Source organism: Salmonella sp. SAL4457, from assembly GCF_046548235.1.
In the GTDB taxonomy this organism is placed as follows: domain Bacteria; phylum Pseudomonadota; class Gammaproteobacteria; order Enterobacterales; family Enterobacteriaceae; genus Salmonella; species Salmonella enterica.
Genome location: NZ_JBGDZO010000008.1, coordinates 60,816 through 79,947 on the forward strand (window position 1 = coordinate 60,816; position 19,132 = coordinate 79,947).

The 19,132-nt window shown below is 51.3% G+C and carries 18 protein-coding genes and 2 pseudogenes; 3 read left to right on the top strand and 17 right to left on the bottom strand.

Annotated elements, in window-relative coordinates; genetic code table 11:
- Positions 1-87: 87 nt before the first annotated feature.
- The 7 genes from ACLJNW_RS20410 to lsrA all read right to left on the bottom strand — a co-directional run bounded on the left by ACLJNW_RS20410 (position 88) and on the right by lsrA (position 6,760).
- Positions 88-852 carry an epimerase gene (locus ACLJNW_RS20410; protein ID WP_001088050.1) on the bottom strand — a complete coding sequence of 255 codons (765 nt, stop codon included), beginning with the start codon at positions 850-852 and terminating at the stop codon, positions 88-90.
- Positions 853-861: 9 nt separating this feature from the next.
- Positions 862-1,152, bottom strand: a complete 291-nt coding sequence (gene lsrG / locus ACLJNW_RS20415; protein WP_001543603.1) for a (4S)-4-hydroxy-5-phosphonooxypentane-2,3-dione isomerase — start codon at positions 1,150-1,152, stop codon at positions 862-864.
- Between the two features lie 82 nt (positions 1,153-1,234).
- Positions 1,235-2,110, bottom strand: coding sequence for a 3-hydroxy-5-phosphonooxypentane-2,4-dione thiolase (gene lsrF, locus ACLJNW_RS20420; protein ID WP_000774147.1), 876 nt, complete (start codon positions 2,108-2,110; stop codon positions 1,235-1,237).
- Positions 2,111-2,138: 28 nt separating this feature from the next.
- A complete protein-coding gene (gene lsrB / locus ACLJNW_RS20425) occupies positions 2,139-3,161 on the bottom strand; it encodes an autoinducer 2 ABC transporter substrate-binding protein LsrB (RefSeq protein WP_024154537.1) in 1,023 nt (340 codons plus the stop codon).
- A 28-nt stretch (positions 3,162-3,189) separates the two neighbouring features.
- Positions 3,190-4,191 carry an autoinducer 2 ABC transporter permease LsrD gene (lsrD, locus tag ACLJNW_RS20430; protein WP_000981826.1) on the bottom strand — a complete coding sequence of 334 codons (1,002 nt, stop codon included), beginning with the start codon at positions 4,189-4,191 and terminating at the stop codon, positions 3,190-3,192.
- Positions 4,188-5,231, bottom strand: a complete 1,044-nt coding sequence (gene lsrC, locus ACLJNW_RS20435; RefSeq protein WP_000911133.1) for an autoinducer 2 ABC transporter permease LsrC — start codon at positions 5,229-5,231, stop codon at positions 4,188-4,190. Before lsrC ends, lsrD begins: the two co-directional genes overlap by 4 nt.
- Positions 5,225-6,760, bottom strand: coding sequence for an autoinducer 2 ABC transporter ATP-binding protein LsrA (lsrA, locus tag ACLJNW_RS20440; protein ID WP_001167251.1), 1,536 nt, complete (start codon positions 6,758-6,760; stop codon positions 5,225-5,227). The genes lsrC and lsrA overlap by 7 nt, the downstream gene beginning before the upstream one ends.
- Positions 6,761-7,015: 255 nt before the next feature.
- Here lsrA and lsrR point away from each other — a divergent pair, with 255 nt between their 5' ends.
- From lsrR to ACLJNW_RS20455, 3 genes are all read left to right on the top strand, one after another.
- On the top strand, positions 7,016-7,975 hold the full coding sequence (gene lsrR / locus ACLJNW_RS20445; protein ID WP_001283049.1) for a transcriptional regulator LsrR: 960 nt from the start codon (positions 7,016-7,018) through the stop codon (positions 7,973-7,975).
- 86 nt (positions 7,976-8,061) lie between these two features.
- Positions 8,062-9,654 carry an autoinducer-2 kinase gene (gene lsrK / locus ACLJNW_RS20450; protein ID WP_000113085.1) on the top strand — a complete coding sequence of 531 codons (1,593 nt, stop codon included), beginning with the start codon at positions 8,062-8,064 and terminating at the stop codon, positions 9,652-9,654.
- A 13-nt stretch (positions 9,655-9,667) separates the two neighbouring features.
- Complete coding sequence (locus ACLJNW_RS20455) at positions 9,668-10,018, top strand: cupin domain-containing protein (RefSeq protein WP_001173080.1); 351 nt, start codon at positions 9,668-9,670, stop codon at positions 10,016-10,018.
- 89 nt (positions 10,019-10,107) lie between these two features.
- Here the strand turns inward: ACLJNW_RS20455 and ACLJNW_RS20460 are convergent.
- The 10 genes and pseudogenes from ACLJNW_RS20460 to fieF all read right to left on the bottom strand — a co-directional run.
- Positions 10,108-10,248 (bottom strand): annotated as a pseudogene (locus tag ACLJNW_RS20460) (CDP-diacylglycerol diphosphatase); the annotation flags it as partial.
- A 48-nt stretch (positions 10,249-10,296) separates the two neighbouring features.
- Positions 10,297-10,425 (bottom strand): annotated as a pseudogene (locus ACLJNW_RS20465) (hypothetical protein); the annotation flags it as partial.
- A 97-nt stretch (positions 10,426-10,522) separates the two neighbouring features.
- On the bottom strand, positions 10,523-11,245 hold the full coding sequence (locus tag ACLJNW_RS20470) for a GntR family transcriptional regulator (RefSeq protein WP_001535809.1): 723 nt from the start codon (positions 11,243-11,245) through the stop codon (positions 10,523-10,525).
- Between the two features lie 62 nt (positions 11,246-11,307).
- On the bottom strand, positions 11,308-12,348 hold the full coding sequence (locus ACLJNW_RS20475; RefSeq protein ID WP_001621411.1) for an ADP-ribosylglycohydrolase family protein: 1,041 nt from the start codon (positions 12,346-12,348) through the stop codon (positions 11,308-11,310).
- 9 nt (positions 12,349-12,357) lie between these two features.
- Positions 12,358-13,317, bottom strand: a complete 960-nt coding sequence (locus tag ACLJNW_RS20480) for an aminoimidazole riboside kinase (RefSeq protein WP_023204369.1) — start codon at positions 13,315-13,317, stop codon at positions 12,358-12,360.
- Between the two features lie 10 nt (positions 13,318-13,327).
- Positions 13,328-14,662 (bottom strand): MFS transporter, encoded by a 1,335-nt coding sequence (locus ACLJNW_RS20485; RefSeq protein ID WP_023204368.1) that lies wholly within the window; start codon positions 14,660-14,662, stop codon positions 13,328-13,330.
- A 263-nt stretch (positions 14,663-14,925) separates the two neighbouring features.
- Positions 14,926-15,681, bottom strand: coding sequence for a CDP-diacylglycerol diphosphatase (locus ACLJNW_RS20490; protein ID WP_024154536.1), 756 nt, complete (start codon positions 15,679-15,681; stop codon positions 14,926-14,928).
- Between the two features lie 100 nt (positions 15,682-15,781).
- A complete protein-coding gene (locus ACLJNW_RS20495; protein WP_000758714.1) occupies positions 15,782-16,771 on the bottom strand; it encodes a sulfate ABC transporter substrate-binding protein in 990 nt (329 codons plus the stop codon).
- 203 nt (positions 16,772-16,974) lie between these two features.
- On the bottom strand, positions 16,975-17,937 hold the full coding sequence (pfkA, locus tag ACLJNW_RS20500; protein WP_000591793.1) for a 6-phosphofructokinase: 963 nt from the start codon (positions 17,935-17,937) through the stop codon (positions 16,975-16,977).
- 184 nt (positions 17,938-18,121) lie between these two features.
- Positions 18,122-19,024: a CDF family cation-efflux transporter FieF gene (fieF, locus tag ACLJNW_RS20505; protein ID WP_001077321.1), complete on the bottom strand. Its 903-nt coding sequence runs from the start codon at positions 19,022-19,024 to the stop codon at positions 18,122-18,124.
- Positions 19,025-19,132: the final 108 nt, after the last annotated feature.

Below are 19,132 nucleotides of genomic sequence, written 5' to 3' on the forward strand. Positions count from 1 at the left end.
CAATCAATGTCTGATGGCGCTGCGCTTATCAGGCCTACCAGCCGAGTGCTTATGTAGGCCTGATAAGGTAAAGCCGCCATCCGGCATTTATGCTGTGGAGGGTAAGAAAGTAGTATCCCCGGCAACCTTAAACATCGCCCTCCAGCTCCGCGTATTCTCAACCAGCCGATCATCACGAAATAACGCACTACCAGAAACAACACGATTGATGCCCTGTGCAATCAGCGAAGGCAATTGATCCTGCGTTAACGACCCATCAATAACGATAATTTTACCTTCGCGTTTATCACCAAGTAGACAGAGAAGCTGTGCCACGCGCTCATGCAAATCACTGGAGCGCATTTTACTGCCGTATCCAGGGTTCACTGCCAGTAGTTGAATAACCTCAACGTCGCTCAGAATAGGGATAATGACATCCAGAGGCGTTGCCGGGCATAAACTAATCCCCCGGATCACCGGCATTTCACCGCCAATAACGGGCACGGTCTGCTGACCAAGCCAGCTTAGCGTATGATGCAGATGAATATCGCCTTCTGCCTGAAGCGTGATGCAGTGTGCGCCCGCCTTCACGCAGGCTTGCGCCGCCGTCCATTGGTCCGCTACCATCAAATGAACATCTTTGATAAAAGTTTGCGGCAGTTGCCCAACTGCCCATGGCCCAACGGTAAACTGCGGGCAAAATTGACCATCCATCAAATCCAAATGCAACAGCGGCTGGTTTAACGCTTCCAACTGTTGCAGATAGCGATGCAACGCAATCCACTGCCCTGCCAGAATACCCACACTAAGCGGATATGACGCTAACAATGCCACACATGCTTCGCGCGTTAATCCGGCAAACTGGCTGTTCATGAGCACTCCTTAAGGCATCAAACCCATAAAAACTTTTTTTGTCCGCGGGCCGGTCATCAACGGTTCAAGCTGCTCCACGCAAGTTTTGTAGTGTGGCGTTGTCTTGTGAAAAGCGACGGCCTGTTCATCAACGTAGGCTTCATAAATATAAAATCGCGTAGGCACCTGCGGATCCTGCAGAACATCAAAACGCAAGTTACCCGGCTCTTTAATTGAGCCCAGATGATTCTGCCGAAAAACATCGATAAATTGTTCAACCTTGTCATCATGAACGTTAATTTCAACCAGCGTAACGTGCATCATTACCCCCCTGATTATTCCAAATAAAATAACAGTCATCCCCATCTCCTCGCATCGGTAAAAGATGGGGAAGCGATCTCATTTAACTTTTCTCACTCAAAAACAGCTCATAAGCACGCTCTGCTGTTTCGTTATGATGAACGACAGCATGTACCGCTTTAATCATGGCTACCGGATCTTCTGACTGGAATATATTACGCCCCATATCTACGCCAGAAGCCCCCTGGTCAATCGCCTGATAGCACATTTCCAATGCTTCACGTTCAGGCAGTTTTTTACCGCCGGCGATGACAATCGGCACCGGACAACCTGCCGCAATACGCTCAAAACCTTTATCGACATAATACGTTTTGATAATTTGCGCCCCCATTTCCGCAGCGATACGCGTTGCCAGTGAAAAATAACGCTGGTCGCGAGCCATATCTTTACCCACCCCGGTCACTGCCATTATTGGCATCCCGACGCGTAACCCGGCATCAATCAGTTGAATAATATTTTTAATCGACTGATGTTCATGCTCACTACCAATATAAACCTGTGCGGCAGCAGCACAGCTATTCAACCGCACAGCGTCATCCATCGCCACCGCAACCGCCTCATTGCTTAATTCAGTGAGAATAGAATTCGCCCCGGACGCGCGTAAAACGACTGGTTTATTGATTGCCGGAGGTACCACACTGCGTAATATGCCGCGAGTACACATTAAGACATCAGCATATTCAAAGAGCGGCGCAATATTGATATCAATACGCTCAAGTCCGGTTGTCGGCCCCTGGAAATATCCATGGTCAAAGGCCAGCATGACCGTTTTTCTGGTTTTGGGGTTAAAAATCCTCGCCAGTCTGGACTGCATTCCCCAATCCAGCGCGCCACAGCCTTTTAATGCGAACAAAGTGTTAGTTTGTGGTTTATCGGTGTGAAAATCTTTGCCATCTTTAATATCATCTAAATCAGCCATTCTTTACTCCGTCGATACATAACAGTTATCAGAAATCATATTTGTCGATATTGTCTTTGTTGAAAATGACACGCTCCGGCAATAACACAATGCCGTTACCTTTTGCCTCATAGTGATATCCCTGCTCACTATTAGGTGAAACGGTGACTTTGCCGATGCCGGGAATATCCAGTGAATCACCGACATTCATTGGCATATTTTTCAGCAACGCATTGGCGACATATACGGAAATTTTTCCCTGTTGGACGACATCCCACAGGCCAAACTCTTTAACAGTGCCGCGCTGAACATAAGGGCGCATTACATTCGGCGTACTAAAACCAACAATCGCGAGATTATTGCGTTTAAGGTTCTCCGCCGCCTGTGCCGCAGCAGGTAAAGCGTTAGCGTCAGGCGCGATGATGGCATCCAGATCGGGATACGCTTTGATGATACCTTCCGCCGTCTGGAGCGATTTCGTGGCATCGTTATAGCCAAACTGGGTAGTGACTATCTCCCACCCCGGATGTTCCTGGCTAATTTTGGCTTTAGCTTCTTTTACCCACTGGTTCTGGTCGGTCACCGTTGGGCTGGAATAGAAGAAAGCGACTTTCGCTTTCTCTTTGTCCACCTGATGAGCGGCCATCTCTACCAGCATGCTGCCGAGCTGTTTTGGCGTCCCTTGATTGATATAGTAAGAACGGCACTCCGGCTTGGTATCGGAATCCCAGGTTAATATTTTCACGCCTCTTTGCATTGCCCGCTTCAACGCCGGGCACAGGCCATCAGGCGAAACGGCAGAAACGATAATGGCGTCATGCCCCTGATTGACAAAGTTATTCACCAGTTGAACCTGGCCTGAGACGCTGGGCTCTGTAGGGCCATCGTAAGTTACGTCAATGCCCAGCGCTTTTCCCGCTTCCTGCGCGCCATTGCCGCCGCTGGTAAAAAAGCCCACGCCAACCAGTTTGGGAATAAAAGCAATCCGCTCTGCCGCCTGCACGGTCATTACCGCAGATGCCAGACCAAACGCAGTGAGTAAGGCGATCATTTTAATGCTGTGTCTTGCCATTTTTTTCTCCATAAATTTCAAAAGGAAATCATGCCTGATGCGCATTGCGACGGCGTGAGTACCATTCAAGGATTTGGTGACGATGCAAACTGACGGAACGACCAACGACAACAACAATGAGAAGCGCACCGGACAATGCGCTGGAAATTTGATTCGGCACTCCGGCCATCTGTAGCCCCTGCTGTAAAAATCCCACCAGCAGCGCCGCCAACGCGGACCCCATAATCGACCCGGAGCCGCCATAAATATTGGCGCCTCCCAGCACAACCGCCGTAATGGCCGGCATCAGGAAAGAGGCGCCCAGATCCGAACGTGCGGAGCCAAAGTAAGAAACCAGTAATACGGCGGCGATAGCGGAGGCGCATCCGGTCATGGCATACACGGTATACAACGTGCGATTCACCGGGATCGCGCTGTACTGCGCGACACGGGCGCTCTGGCCAATCAGGAAAACGTTGCGTCCCATATGCGTGCGATGCATGAGCAGCCAGAAAAACAGACAGCACACAAGAAAAAAAATAAGCGGCATGGGAATACCAAGAAATGAAATATTGGCAAAATCAGTGAACGCTGTGGGAAATCCACCAATACCTTCATAACCTGTGGCGCCAGCCATACCAGATAACAATAATGCGCTACCACCAAATAAATACATGGTTCCCAGGGTAATCACCAACGGGTTTACGCCGGTATAAATAATAAGTCCGGCATTTATCAGCCCACATATTGCGCCAAGTAGTAGGGTAATAATAATCGCTAAAGGTAGCGGCATACCGAGCTGAAACAGCACACCCAGGGTAATCGCGCATAGCCCGATTGTAGAACCAAATGAAATATCCATACCACCGCTGACAATAACCATTGTTAGCGGCAAAGCGACAATACCGATACAAATAAAATCGCTAGTGCTAAAAAGTAAGACATTAATATCTAATAAACGTGGATTAATCAGACCGAAAGCCAGAATTTCAAAGATCAATAAGGCTGCCAGCGCAATTTCCCAGCTATAGCGTCGCCATGGATTCATCATGCCACCTCTTTGTTTTTATTCTGTTGTGCGTGCGTTTTTGCTTCCGCCTGTAGTGGAGTGGGTGGTGATATAAAACGGGCATATTTCTGGCGGCGCAGATTGCGTTGTAATGCGCAACGCAGCCGCCCATCGAATACCAGTACGCCCAACAATACCAGGCCAGCAATAAAATCGTTCCACCAGGCGGGGATACGCAGCAGCACTAACACACTATCGATTTGCGTAAGAAAATAAGCGCCGAGAATAGCGCCGATGACCGTGCCTGACCCGCCTAACAGGCTAATTCCCCCCAATACGCAGGCCGCGATGGCTTTCATTTCCAGCCCCGTGCCGGTTTGATTGGGAATGAAGCCAATCTGCGAGGCAAACACGATTCCAGCCAATGCCGCCATACCGCCATTAAGTGAAAATGCCATGATGCGTACCATCTCGGTACGGACACCCAATTGCCGGGCGCCCTGCAGGTTATCGCCGGTGGCGTAAAAATTGCGGCCAAAGGCGGTTTTCGCCAGGAGCCAGGCCATAAGCAGCGCTAACACCAGGGTAAACCAGCCGATTGCGGAAATTCCCAGAAACACCGGAGCAGAGAGTTGCTTTAAGCCTGCGGGTAATCCTTCAATCCATTTTCCCCCTGTCCATAGCAGCATGATCCCACGATACAAGCCCAGCGTTCCCAGCGTGGCGACAATGGCGGGTATCTTCAACCAGGCAACCAGTACGCCATTAAAAAATCCGGCGACAATTCCTAATATTAGTGTGGCCAGGCAGGCGACCGGCAGGCTATAGCCGGCGTTTAACATCACTCCCAGCAATACCGCGCACATGCCTGTCGTCGAGCCCACCGATACATCAATATTGCGGGTGAGCATTACCATCGTCGCGCCAATCGCCAACAGCATCAAAATTTGCGCGCTACTGAAAACCATTGTCAGCGTTTGCACGCTCAAATACTGGCTATCCAGCGCGCCAGGAAACACGAATAAACAGACTATTGCCAGCAGTGCCGTCGCTTCCCGGTTATTTTGGATGAATTTCAACATGTTGCCTCCGACGCACCATGTTCGCCAAACGCAACGTGCATGATGGTATCAACGTTAATTTCCTCGCCGCATAACGCAGGCCCCCCCAGTTCCCCCTGGTGCATGACATATACGCGATCGGCCATCTGCTCTATCTCTTCCAGATCGGAGGAAATAAACAGCACTGCGACATTTTGTTGCGCGATACTGCGCAACAGCTGATAAATATCGCTGCGGGCGGAGACATCGACACCGCGGGTCGGTTCATCGACAATCAGTAATTGCGGAGAGGCCTCCAGGCATTTGGCAATCAATACTTTTTGCTGGTTACCGCCGGATAAAGTACGCGCCGCCTGTTCGGCATTATTGAGTTTGATATTTAACGCGCGGTGGTAACGTTCAAGGGTGGCGTTATCCCGCTGGGGCTTTATCCAAAATCCTTTTTGGTTGTGGGTCAGCGAACAGACATTCCATGCCAGGGAAGCGTCAAGATACAGCCCGGATGACTGCCGATCTTCCGGCAAATAGACCAGGCCGAGCTGCAACCGCTGTTGGGTTGTCAGGGCGTTAATTTCTTCACCATTGAACAGCATCCGCCCCGCATTGACCGGTCTAATACCGTACAGCGTTTCAGCCAATTCTGTGCGTCCCGCGCCGACCAACCCGGCCAGACCAAGGATTTCGCCTGCCCGCACCTCAAGGTTGATATTCATAAAACCTTCGCCCGTCAGTGACTCCAGCGCTAATACCGTCGCGCCGCGTTCGTTCTGCGGGCGGCTGCCAGGCAATTCCAGCCACAACTTTTGACTCGCGGAAAGACTGACGCCCTGCGTTGCCGGGGTGATAGCTTGAATAATCTCGTCGGTAGAAAGGTCATGCGTTTTTCCGAATAATGCGATTTTACCGTCACGCATCACGCTAACGCAGTGAGCTAACTGTCTAATTTCTGGCAGCTTATGAGAAATAAATACAATTCCGACACCCTTTTTCAGCAACTCTTGCAGACGCGTAAATAACCGGTCAGTTTCGGCTGGCGTTAACGACGCCGTGGGCTCATCAAGAATTAAGATTCGCGAGTCGCGCATCAAGCCGCGCATAATTTCAACGATCTGGCGGTCTGCAACATCAAGCGTACCCGCAGCGCTCGCCGGATCGAGTTGGCATCCCATCGCCTTTAATAGCTGCTGCATTTTTTCCGTGGAGGCCTGACGTCCCTGCAAGCCAAACAAGATATTTTCCCGCACAGATAAACTCGGAAATAACAGAGGCTCCTGGGGAACCAGGTAAATGCCATACTGGTGCGCCTTCAGAGGCGTTAAATGACTGCAACGCACACCAGCAATATCGATAGTCCCTCCATCTGGCGGGACTATACCGGCAATAATCTTCATTAATGTTGATTTACCCGCACCATTGCCGCCAAGCAATGCGTGCACCTCTCCCGCATGCAGAGTAAAGTCAATTCCCTTTAGTACTTCGACGCCGGAATAACTTTTATAAATGTTCTGCACACAAATCAGAGGGGATGCAGTATTGTGACTGATTTGCATGTTGCCTCCGCTCCCTCAATGTTGACTGACGGGACTGAACAAATGTTTTTTGAAAAAGAAATTGTTCAAAACGGTAGTAGTTATTTGGTCAAAAAACTCTCATCCAGATCACGTTTTCTGAATAAATGAATTTTTAGATGATAAATGTTCAGATTTGACGCGTTTTTGTGGCGTTAATCACGGTTATTTCGGAGTGATAACTGAACAATTGTGTTAATGATTTAGAAATGTTCAAAGTAAAGCCAGGTTATGACAATGAGCGATAATACGTTGGTATCTGATTATGGAATGTGCGAAGAAGAGCAGGTGGCGCGTATTGCCTGGTTCTACTATCACGATGGATTGACGCAGAGTGAAATCAGCGAGCGTCTGGGGCTAACCCGGCTAAAGGTTTCTCGTCTGCTGGAGAAAGGGCATCAGTCCGGTATTATTCGCGTACAAATCAACTCCCGCTTCGAAGGGTGTCTTGAGTATGAAAATGCCTTGCGCAACCACTTCGCATTGCAGAATATCCGCGTGCTGCCGGCATTACCCGATGCCGATATTGGTCTGCGCTTAGGAATCGGCGCCGCCCATATGTTGATGGAGTCACTGCGGCCACAGCAACTGCTGGCCGTCGGCTTTGGCGAAGCCACGATGACCACATTAAAACGCCTCAGCGGATTTATCTCGGCGCAACAAATCCGACTGGTCACGTTATCCGGCGGCGTGGGGCCGTATATGACCGGAATAGGCCAGCTTGATGCCGCTTGTAGCGTAAGTATTATGCCCGCGCCGCTGCGCGCATCATCGCAGGAAATTGCCTGCACGCTGCGCAATGAAAATAGCGTGCGGGATGTGATGCTCACAGCGCAAGCTGCCGATGCCGCCATCGTGGGGATTGGGGCAATTAACCAGAAAGATCAAGCCAGTATCTTAAAATCCGGCTATATCACTCAGGGTGAACAACTCATGATTGGCCGCAAAGGCGCAGTAGGCGATATTCTGGGCTATTTTTTTGATGCTCATGGCGAAATTATTCCAGACATCAAAATCCATAACGAATTAATTGGCCTGAAGTTAAATTCACTTTCCACGATCCCAACCGTGATTGGCGTCGCCGGCGGCGAACAAAAAGCAGAAGCTATTATTGCCGCTATGCGCGGTAACTATATCAATGCGCTGGTTACCGATCAGAAAACCGCAGGGAAAATAATTCAACTTATTGAAAAATAACAAATAAAATAACACTTACCTCAATTCAATAAACAATAACTGACAGGATTTTATGTAACGATGTAAAAATAGCCGAGGATAAAAAAATGGCTCGACTCTGTACCCATACTGAATCAGGACATTACCTGATGGCTCTTGACGCCGGTACCGGTAGCGTCAGAGCAGTAATTTTTGATCTACAAGGAAAGCAAATAGCTGTCGGTCAAGCGGAATGGCAGCATCTGGCCGTGCCGGATGTGCCTGGTTCGATGGAGTTTGATCTTGCCAAAAACTGGCAACTGGCTTGCCAGTGTATCCGTCAGGCACTACAGAAAGCCGCCATCCCTGCAACGGCTATCGCTGCCGTATCGGCCTGCTCGATGCGTGAAGGCATTGTTATTTATGACAGTAACGGCGAACCAATTTGGGCCTGCGCTAATGTTGACGCCCGCGCGGCGCACGAAGTCAGTGAATTAAAAGAGCTGCACGATAACACCTTTGAGGAGGAAGTTTATCGTTGCTCCGGGCAAACGCTGGCGCTCAGCGCTATTCCGCGTCTGCTCTGGCTTGCCCACCATCGTCCGGATATTTATCATCGCGCGTCAACCGTCACTATGATCAGCGACTGGATGGCCTTTATGCTCAGCGGCGAACTGGCGGTCGATCCCTCCAACGCAGGCACGACGGGGTTATTGGATCTGGTGACCCGCAACTGGAAACGTAGTCTGTTACAGATGGCGGGCCTGCGTTCTGACATTCTCTCGCCGGTAAAAGAAACCGGGACGCTGCTCGGTCACATTTCACAGAAAGCGGCTGAACAGTGCGACCTGCAAGCGGGTACGCCGGTCATCGTTGGCGGCGGCGATGTGCAGTTAGGCTGTCTGGGGCTGGGCGTCGTACGCCCGGCGCAAACGGCCGTGCTGGGCGGAACCTTCTGGCAACAGGTCGTCAATCTTCCCGCGCCGGTCACCGACCCAAACATGAACGTTCGCATCAATCCTCATGTGATCCCCGGTATGGTACAAACCGAGTCTATCAGCTTTTTTACTGGGTTAACGATGCGTTGGTTCCGCGACGCCTTTTGCGCCGAGGAAAAACTAATCGCTGAAAGGTTAGGTATTGATGCGTATTCCCTGCTGGAAGATATGGCCAGCCGGGTGCCTCCCGGCGCGTACGGTGTGATGCCCATCTTCTCTGACGTTATGCGTTTTAAACGCTGGTACCATGCCGCGCCGTCGTTTATCAATCTGTCTATCGATCCTGAAAAGTGTAATAAAGCGACCCTATTTCGCGCGCTGGAAGAGAATGCCGCCATTGTTTCCGCCTGCAATTTACAGCAAATTGCCGCGTTTTCCGGCGTACAGGCCGACTCGCTGGTTTTTGCCGGCGGAGGATCTAAAGGCAAATTATGGAGCCAAATCCTTGCCGACGTTACGGGACTCACCGTTCACGTACCTGTCGTCAAAGAAGCTACCGCGCTAGGGTGCGCTATTGCCGCAGGCGTTGGCGTGGGTGTCTGGCCATCGCTGGCGGAAACGGGAGAAAAGCTAGTGCGCTGGGATCGGGAGCATAAACCTAATCCTGAAAATTTCGCTGTCTATCAGCAGGCCAGAGAAAAATGGCAGGCCGTTTATCAGGATCAACGCGCGCTGGTCGATGGTGGCTTAACGACATCCCTCTGGAAAGCGCCAGGCCTGTAACAGGAGAATAAGCATGCAAAAAACGAATGAGAAGAATCATGAATACCGCTTTGGCGATAATGGCCCTAAATACTTAATCCGTGGGCCGGGCTGCGATATGGGCGTCGTCATACTACAACCAGGGCAGTCATTCCCTAACCATCGCCATAATACCGCTTGTGAGATTTTTTATACCCTAAGCGGTGAAGTGTGCCTGTATCTGGAAGGAACACCTCATATCCTGCAAACTGGAGATGTTTTACAGTGCGAACCTGGGGAGGCGCATTACCTCATTAATAACGGCGATAAACCCTGGAAAGGCGTGTTTATTAAATCGCCGCATCTGGAAAATGACAGCCACCCCGCAGATCCACCGGCCTGGTAACGCCCGCGCCATCGCCAGATTTTGCCGGATAGCGCCACGAGAGCCTTGTCCGGCCTCCAAACGGTATTCGTTAATGCAATATCAAGCTGTCATTTGATGACCTGTTGGTTCAAGATATCACACTGATGATCCTGAATTTCCTCGGCAGAAGCGCGATTGAAGATCAGTAAATTACGCTCGGTCGCCAGCAAGACAAAAGAGCCATCGCTTTGGCGTATCACCGCCAGCGCGATACATCACAGCATCCCCGCCCGCGCAGGAACTTTCCCTGGTCCCATCGCCACCACAGCAGCAAAAAATAGCAGTGCGGTCATAAACTCCGGCAGTGGCGAAGTCGCCAACAGAAGGATAGTAATGCCAACCATGATGAAAGGAAGGAACAGAGGATGGGGCAACCAGAGCGACATACCTGTCTCCTGACGATTTTTTCAGCAAGAATACGACGGACAGTCAGGCAGGTAAACGCCAGATATAGTGGGGTTATCGCAGGATTAAGCGGACAGATCAGTGATAATGAATTTCACCAAAGTATTCAGACAGCACGTAATAGCGGCAATACTCAAAAGGGCTGTCCTTCCCGGCCTGAAACGTCTGTCTGGCGACGGATAACAGCGGTTTATTGGCGGCGATTTGCAATTTTTCGCACAGGTCAGCGGAAGGTAAAATCGCCTCAACTTTTTCTATCGCCGAGTCGCTTGTGACGTTTAATAACGAATAGAGCGACGTATGCTCCAGCGCCTGCGGTGTGAGTTGCAGATCGGGAAAGAAGCTAAGATCGAGATAGATCTTTTCATGGTTAAACGGACGGTTATTCAGGCAACGAATACGCGAAATATAGAGATAGTGATGCTGTGCGGGCAGGCTCAAGCCGTCTGCCTGAGCGTCGCGCGCGCGGCGCGGCGCGATTTCCAGAATACGGTTCTCAATCGCCACGCTGGCGTCCTGGAGATCGCGGGTAATACCGCGAAACGTGTGCCCGTAGCTCACGCCTTCCGGCACCGAGCACACCACCGAACCACTCCCGCGCTGCGACGAAATAATGCCCGCATTGATTAATTCGCTCCAGGCCTGTTTAACCACAATCAGCGAGACGTTGTAGGCTCTGGCAATCTCTTTTTGCGTCGGCAGCTGGCTGCCTAAAGGCAGGGATCCATTTTGGATCTGCTGACAGATGATAAAAAATAGTTGCTTATAAAGCGGAGTAAAGCTCGTTTTATCAACCTGCAAGCTGCGCACCTCACGTCTTCGCCAGCAGGGGACGTTTTACCGTCCCCGGCAGGGTGAATTCGCTACCCTGCGATTTGCCTGGCCAGTTCTGCCAAATCGAAATGATTCATACGATCCAAAGTCGTTAAATAATCGGCGGGAAAAGCCTCCACGCCATGGAACGCGCCGGAAATCGCCCCGACCATGGTGGCGACAGTATCAGTATCATTGCCGATATTAACGCCGGAGATAATAGCATCTACGGCAGAATTCGGACAACATGCGAACAGGCCAAAGGCCGCCGGCACCGCTTCACTCACGTGCAGCCCGGAGCCAATAATATCAGCAAGTTCCACCACCGCCGTTTCCCAATGGCGATGACGTTTACCGATCTCCACGGCCAGCTCAATGCGTCGGGCAACGGAAGGCCCGGCGACCATCATCGCACCTTGCTCCTGCGCCAGCAGATAGCCCCTTTGCGCACCGTAAATACCGGCGGCAATAATGCTGTCTGCGTTGGTCTGCGCTCTTAACGCCTCGCTGGTTGCCGCCGCCATCGCCGCTGCGCCGGACATCGCCAGCACGTTATTATGCGTAAAACGGCAAATCTGCAGCGCGCAGTCAATCGCCGCGTCATTATCACCCGGATGCAGCACCGCCGCTGGCCAAATCTTCATGGCGGCGCCGTTCGTTGCCTCCGCGTTACCCTTATTAATAATCTGTACCGACTGTTTCTCGCCTTCCAGCTCACCCTGTAAAGAGGCGCGGTTATCATTGAATATTGCCTTCATTGCCGCACGCGTCGTCGGGCCGGTAAAGTTGGCGTAGTACGGGTAATCCAGCCACTGCTGGAAAGCTTCGCGCATCGCTTCGTCGCTGACTTCACGCTGATGGCGCAGCAGCGCGTCCATAATGTACTTAGCCTGAATAAAATCATCCGTGCACATACCCGCTTCATTGCAGCGGCCAAACGTGTCCGCAGGCGGTTTTTGAAAGGTCGTCACCCAGCCGCCAAAATAGTCTTTTATTTGCTGCTGGGTGCGTACTTCCGTCGCGGCTCCCATCGCGTCCGCGGCGGCGGCGCCCACCAGGCATCCCAGTATTTTGTTTTGATCAACGTGCATGATGACTCCTTATTTCACGGTCATGGCTTGTGCCAGCGAATGGCTGGAAAGAAAAGTGTTGAGTTGGTCAGGAAACGGTAAAGCGGTCATTGCGCCTTTTGCCGTCACCGCCATAGCGCCGCAGGCATTAGCATTGCTGATGGCCTCCGCCAGTAGGGTATGATTCCAGCAATTTGCGCGGGAAAGGGTGAACAACAGCCCGCCGACAAAAGCATCGCCGGCTCCCGTGGTATCGACAACATCGACGCGCAGTGCGGGGAAATGGAATTCCCCCTCGGCGGTAATCAACAGCGCGCCATCGGCCCCCAGCGAAATGATGGTGGTGTCGCAGCCCAGATCGCGCAGGTAATAACGCGCATCCTGCCAGTGGCTGGCCCCGCTGAGCTGGCACAGCTCATCTGCCGAGACTTTGCAGATAGAAGCCAGCGCGGCGGACCGGGCGATCAGTTCAGGGATTTCATCGGTATTCCCCCACATTTTGCTGCGTAAGTTGACGTCGAATAACACGTAGCCACCGGCTTCTCGCATGCGTCTCGCCCCTTCCAGACATGCTTCGCGAGCGGGACTGTCGGTGAGGCCAATTGAGCTGAAGTAAAACCATTCGTACTGCCTGAACGGCGGCAAATCCTGCGGCGAAACGTAGGTATCAGCCCCCGGATGCACCAGATAGGTAAAGCTGCGTTCCCCGTCAGCCGTCAGGTTGACGATCAGCACCGCGCTGGTCAGGTCCGCATCCAGCCTTAGAAACGTGACATCCACGCCGTTATCCTGAAAAACCTGGCGCAGGAAACGGCCGGCGTCATCATCACCAAGACAACCGATAAAACCGCACTCCCCTCCCAGCCTGGCAACGCATACCCCCACGTTCGCCGACGCTCCGCCGGGGCATTTCAGATAGCTGTTCTGTTTTTCCGGCACCAGATCAACGGAGGCATCGCCGATAACCCAAACCCTATTCATGGCCTTCATTTGCGCCTCCTTATGCCTGTTTCTGCGCCAGGGCGAGCTGAATATCACGATAATATTCGTTGTTAATCAGATACTTTTTCATAAGCAGTCCAACCGCAAGGTGGAACAGAGCCGGAATGAGCGTCATCATCAGCGCAATACCGGTGAGCGAACGTGCGCTCTGTTCAACATCGGCTTGATAGCCAAAGTGGCTCAGCAGGAATCCAAGTACGCCGCCAGCGATCCCCATACCAAACTTCTGGAAGAAGAGGATGCCGCCAAACGCCAACCCGGAAACGCGCAGACCGGTTTTCTTTTCGCCGTAATCCACCGCTTCGGCGATAGAGGACCAGAACACCGGCATTTGCATATCGCAGAAGAAATTAATAAGAAAATAGAACGCAAACGCCAGGATAAGATTTTCACGCCCGACGGAGAAATACATCAGCGCGCTCAGGATAAAGGTAATAATCTGGGTGTAGCGGAACATCTTAATTTTGTCCCAGAACTTGGTTATCCAGGTGGTAGCGATCATCGCTAAAATAGAGGCAACGACGCCGGTAGTCAGGAAGGGTGAAATCAGACTATCTCCGCCGTTCAGATAATACTTGGCGTAATAAGCGGCAACGGAACCGCGAATAACATAACCGCACATCAGCAGCAGAATAACAACGCCGAGAATAATCCACTGATCGTTGCGTAACAGATATTTAAACTGTTTCCCCACCGATAACGACGTAATTTCCGGCTCGCTGCGTTCACGCGTGGTAAGAAAACAGAAGATAAACAGCAAGGCGCCCATCGCCCCCATCAGCCCCATCGAAAACTGGTAACCCAGCGCCTTGTTGCCCTGCCCCAGCCAGACGGCAAGCATCGGTACGACGATAGTCACCAGAAAAGCGGCAATCTTGGTCATCACAAAGCGATAACCGTTGGCGCTTAACCGTTCGACGGGGTCGCTGGTAATCACGCCAATCATCGAAATATAGGGAATGGTGATCGCGGTATAGACCAGGGTCATAAGAATATAGGTGCCATAGGCCCACGCCAGCTTGGCCATATAAGCCATATCAGGCGTAATAAACATCAAATACACGGCGAAACCAAAAGGAATAGCAAACCACAGCAGCCACGGGCGATAACGCCCCCAGCGCGTATTCAGTTTATCGGTAAGAACCCCCATGGCCGGATCGATAATGGCATCAATCATCCGCACAACTACAAACAGTACGCCAACATCAGCGGCGCTCAGGCCGTAGATATCGGTATAGAAATAGGCGAGGAGCAGCTGCATGGCGATAATCACAACGTTTATCGCCATATCTCCCGCGCCGAAGCCGATTTTTTCCACGATAGAAAGTTTCATGTTGATATTCCTTTACGCTTAACAGCGCAAATCTGGTGAACAATTAATGATGTCACTACATGAAATAAAAACGTTTTTATATAAGCCATCCACCAGACAATCTATGGAGGCTATGAAGAGAGTGTAACCAACCACCAAAAGATATAAAGGTATACCTTTATATCTTTTGATCGGTTTCACATATTTTTATAGACACGATCTTACCCCAGTTTTAAACCGGGATAAGAATCAATAAGATAATGAGCAGGGGGGTGTAACGAAAATCAGCGGGAAGACAAAATGGCGCAACTATGGTCCTGAATCTCTTCCGCCGATGCGCGATTAAGCGTCAGCAGGTTACGCTCGGTCGCCAGCAGGACAAAAGAGCCATCGCTTTGGCGTACCACCGCCAGCGCATAGCGTCCCATATGATCGCGCGCTTCCGGCACCTCTTCCGCCAGCATCATAAACGGACTACGCTGCGCCAGCTCGCTCTCGGTTACCCGGCGCGCCAGGTATTCATGCCCCATCAGGCCACCCGGCAGCGGAAGCCAGCGAGTGCTGATGCGCGTGAGATCGTTATCCAGTTGTTCCCGAACGTCAGGACGGATGCAAGAAATATGGATATGCAAATGGTCCTGTGAACGACCAAGCCGCGAATTAATCGCCAGCGAGACCGCGCTATCCGGAATATCATGCCCGTATTTTTTACTCATATAGCCGCGAGCCTGCCAGGCCAGCCAGAAAAAGTTGGGCGTAGCGGGTTCCAGCAATAGCGGGCTTTCTGTACCGTTGATACGGTAGGTGGGCATCAATAAATATTGCAACGGACCGTGACGATCTTTAAAGACGACATAGCCGGCGCGAGGTTTGACTTCCGCGCAAGGCGCTGGGTTTTGATGCTGTAACTGATCGGGCAGGCACTGTTCAAGCACGATTTCCCGTAATGCATCAGGATTGCCGGAAAATTTCCAGTAACCGACGCCCGCCGTGGCGACAATCACTATCACCGCCAGTAAAAAGTAGCCTGTTTTTTTCATGATATGCGTTCCCTGTGACCCATAGACGGGGAAGAGTAACGCAAAATTGTGGCAAAGAAAAAACCCGGTAACATAATACGTTACCGGGTTTATAAACGGTTTAGCGTTTGCTGATTTGGTCGAACGTACCGCCATTAGCGAAGTGATCTTTTTGCGCCTTCGCCCAGCCGCCAAACACCTCGTCAATGGTGAACAGCTTCAGCTTCGGAAACGCATCGTCGTATTTTTTCGCCACGTCAGCATCGCGCGGACGGTAGAAGTTTTTCGCTGCTATCTCCTGCCCTTCCGGCGAGTAGAGATACTTCAGATACGCTTCTGCCACCGCATTCGTCCCTTTCTTCTCAACGACTTTATCCACCACGGAAACGGTCGGCTCTGCGAGAATAGATTCACTCGGGGTCACTATCTCGAATTTATCTTTACCCAGTTCGTTCGTCGCCAGCAGCGCTTCGTTTTCCCAGGCAATCAGCACATCACCGATACCGCGTTCAACGAAAGTATTGGTTGAGCCGCGCGCGCCGGAGTCCAGCACTTCAACGTTTTTAAACAGGGCTTTGACAAAGTCCTGCGCTTTGGCCTGATCGTTATTGTTGTGGTGCAGGGCGTAGCCCCATGCCGCCAGATAGTTCCAGCGTGCGCCGCCAGAGCTTTTCGGGTTTGGCGTAATCACCGACACACCGGGTTTAATCAGATCGTTCCAGTCATGAATTTGTTTTGGATTGCCTTTACGGACCAGGAAAACGATGGTGGAGGTGTAAGGTGCTGAGTTATCCGGCAGACGCTTAATCCAGTTTTTATCGATACGACCACGTTCCGCAATAGCGTCCACATCGTAAGCCAGCGCCAGCGTCACGACATCGGCTTCAATGCCGTTAATAACGGAAGTCGCCTGTTTACCCGAACCGCCGTGCGATTGACGGATCACGACATTGTCGCCGGTTTCCTGCTTCCAGTGCGCGCTAAACGCTTTGTTGTACTGCTCGTACAGCTCACGCGTTGGATCGTACGATACGTTAAGTAACTGAATATCCTTTGCCAGAATGCTGGTTGACGCCAGCAATAATGTGAATCCCACGCCCCACTTTTTCATCGCCCGACTCGCTTATGTTGTGTTGTGATGAGCAAAGCGTGCCAGAAAGCGATCCAAACATTAAAGAATAAAAAAAGATTGGCTATAACTTCGAGGAATAAATCTGAGGGATTGCCGGATGGCGGCTAGCGCCTAATCCGGCCTACACGTTTCTGCAACCTGTAGGCCTGATAAGCGTAGCGCCATCAGGCGCGCAAAAACAATCAGTACAGTTTTTTCGCGCACTCCATCCAGTCGCTTTTGAACGGACGCTTCATGTTTTCAATCGCATCGATGATGTCATGATGAACAAGCTGCTCGTTCTGGATACCGACACAACGACCGCCATGGCCTTCCAGCAGCAGGTCAATAGCATACGCGCCCATACGGGAAGCCAGAATGCGATCGTAAGGTACCGGGGAACCACCGCGCTGAATGTGGCCGAGCACCGTCGCACGCGTTTCACGGCCCGTTTCTTTTTCAATAAAGTGCGCCAGCTCGTCAACATCACACATATGTTCGGTGATAGCGACGATAGCGTGTTTTTTCCCTTTCGCGATCCCGGCTTTGATTTCCGCCACCAGATCCTCGCGATTAAATTCAACTTCCGGCACCACGATAAACTCACAGCCGCCAGCAATAGCCGCCGCCAACGTCAGGTCGCCGCAATAACGGCCCATCACCTCAACGATAGAGATACGCTGGTGAGAAGAGGAGGTGTCACGCAGACGGTCAATCGCTTCCACTACAGTGCCGAGAGCAGTGAAGTAGCCGATAGTGTAGTCGGTGCCTTTGATGTCGTTATCGATAGTGCCTGGCAGACCGATGCACGGGAAGCCCATTTCAGTCAGACGTTTTGCACCCATATAAGAACCGTCGCCGCCAATAACTACCAGCGCATCGATACCGCGTTTTTTCAGGTTTTCGATCGCGACAGCGCGAATATTTTCGTCACGGAATTCCGGGAAACGGGCAGAACCGAGGAAAGTACCGCCACGGTTGATCATGTCAGATACGCTGTAACGGTCAAGCTGAACCATACGATCTTCATACAGGCCCAGATAGCCGTCATAAATGCCCATGACTTCCAGCCCTTCCGTCAACGCTGCGCGCACAACACCGCGGATTGCCGCGTTCATGCCCGGCGCATCACCGCCGCTTGTCAACACACCGATTTTCTTAATCATGACTACCTCTGAACTTTGGAATGCAAAATGAAATCTATTGCCGGAAGCCGATTTCGCACTTCGAAACGATCCAACGAATATACAGATAGTATAACAATCCCTTCCTGCTGAATTGATTCAGGTCAGGCCAAATGGCGGTAATTTATACACAAAATGCTGGCCTGGCTCACTTTTTAACAATCAATTATACAAGCTCGAACTTCCTGCCTTCCCTGGGGACGACTGAACAGGGATCCTGATGAATAATGACATCTGAACCCGGAAAACGCCGCAAAATCGCCTGCTCTACCTGGTCAGCCACAAAATGCGCCTGAACGAGCGGCAGATTATCTTCCATTTCCAAATGAATCTGAATAAAGCGAGTCGGCCCTGACTGCCGCGTGCGGAGATCGTGCGCGCCGCTGACTCCCGGCCATGACGTCACGATATCAATAATTTCCTGTCGTTCCGCATCGGGCAGCGCGCGATCCAATAATGACTGCACCGCCTCATACCCCATACGTAACGCGCTATACAAAATATAGATGCCGATACCTAACGCAAACAGGGCATCCGCACGATGCCAACCGTACCAGGATAACCCCAGCGCGATAAGAATCGCTCCGTTCATCATAACATCAGACTGATAATGAAGCATATCCGCCCGTACCGCCTGACTTTGGGTCTTGCGTACCACCCAGCGCTGAAACGTGACCAGTATAATAGTGCATATCAGAGCGATGACGGTAACGCCAATCCCCACGCCGGGGTCGTTCATTGGCGTCGGCTTAATCAGATTCTGGATACTGGTCAAAAACAGAAACAACGCCGAACCGGAAATAAACATACTTTGCGCCAGCGCCGCCAGCGACTCCGCTTTACCGTGCCCAAACGTGTGTTCATCATCTGCGGGTTGCAGCGAATAACGCACGACCAACAAATTCGTCAATGACGCGGCAATATCCACTAGCGAGTCCACCAACGCCGCCAGAATACTCACCGATCCCGTATACCACCACGCAAAAATTTTGATCAAAAGTAACGCTGATGCCATCGCCGTTGCCGCGATAGCCGCCCGGCTAACCAGCCGTCCATAGGTTTGATTCATAAATACTCCCGCTATCTTCTGCCGGTAGTATAACGGATGGTTTAAAACAGTAAGCTAATAACAGAATGACAAACTGGAGATAAAAAAAACCCCCACATCATGTGGGGG

Coding starts and splice junctions, on each gene's coding strand:
- ACLJNW_RS20475 (WP_001621411.1), bottom strand. CDS start 12,348: ATGCACGTTGATCAAAACAAAATACTGGGATGCCTGGTGGGCGCCGCC.
- lsrF (WP_000774147.1), bottom strand. CDS start 2,110: ATGGCTGATTTAGATGATATTAAAGATGGCAAAGATTTTCACACCGAT.
- ACLJNW_RS20410 (WP_001088050.1), bottom strand. CDS start 852: ATGAACAGCCAGTTTGCCGGATTAACGCGCGAAGCATGTGTGGCATTG.
- lsrC (WP_000911133.1), bottom strand. CDS start 5,231: ATGTTGAAATTCATCCAAAATAACCGGGAAGCGACGGCACTGCTGGCA.
- ACLJNW_RS20455 (WP_001173080.1), top strand. CDS start 9,668: ATGCAAAAAACGAATGAGAAGAATCATGAATACCGCTTTGGCGATAAT.
- ACLJNW_RS20485 (WP_023204368.1), bottom strand. CDS start 14,662: ATGAAACTTTCTATCGTGGAAAAAATCGGCTTCGGCGCGGGAGATATG.
- lsrA (WP_001167251.1), bottom strand. CDS start 6,760: ATGCAAATCAGTCACAATACTGCATCCCCTCTGATTTGTGTGCAGAAC.
- ACLJNW_RS20480 (WP_023204369.1), bottom strand. CDS start 13,317: ATGAAGGCCATGAATAGGGTTTGGGTTATCGGCGATGCCTCCGTTGAT.
- lsrK (WP_000113085.1), top strand. CDS start 8,062: ATGGCTCGACTCTGTACCCATACTGAATCAGGACATTACCTGATGGCT.
- pfkA (WP_000591793.1), bottom strand. CDS start 17,937: ATGATTAAGAAAATCGGTGTGTTGACAAGCGGCGGTGATGCGCCGGGC.
- lsrD (WP_000981826.1), bottom strand. CDS start 4,191: ATGATGAATCCATGGCGACGCTATAGCTGGGAAATTGCGCTGGCAGCC.
- lsrB (WP_024154537.1), bottom strand. CDS start 3,161: ATGGCAAGACACAGCATTAAAATGATCGCCTTACTCACTGCGTTTGGT.
- lsrR (WP_001283049.1), top strand. CDS start 7,016: ATGAGCGATAATACGTTGGTATCTGATTATGGAATGTGCGAAGAAGAG.
- ACLJNW_RS20490 (WP_024154536.1), bottom strand. CDS start 15,681: ATGAAAAAAACAGGCTACTTTTTACTGGCGGTGATAGTGATTGTCGCC.
- fieF (WP_001077321.1), bottom strand. CDS start 19,024: ATGAATCAAACCTATGGACGGCTGGTTAGCCGGGCGGCTATCGCGGCA.
- ACLJNW_RS20495 (WP_000758714.1), bottom strand. CDS start 16,771: ATGAAAAAGTGGGGCGTGGGATTCACATTATTGCTGGCGTCAACCAGC.
- lsrG (WP_001543603.1), bottom strand. CDS start 1,152: ATGCACGTTACGCTGGTTGAAATTAACGTTCATGATGACAAGGTTGAA.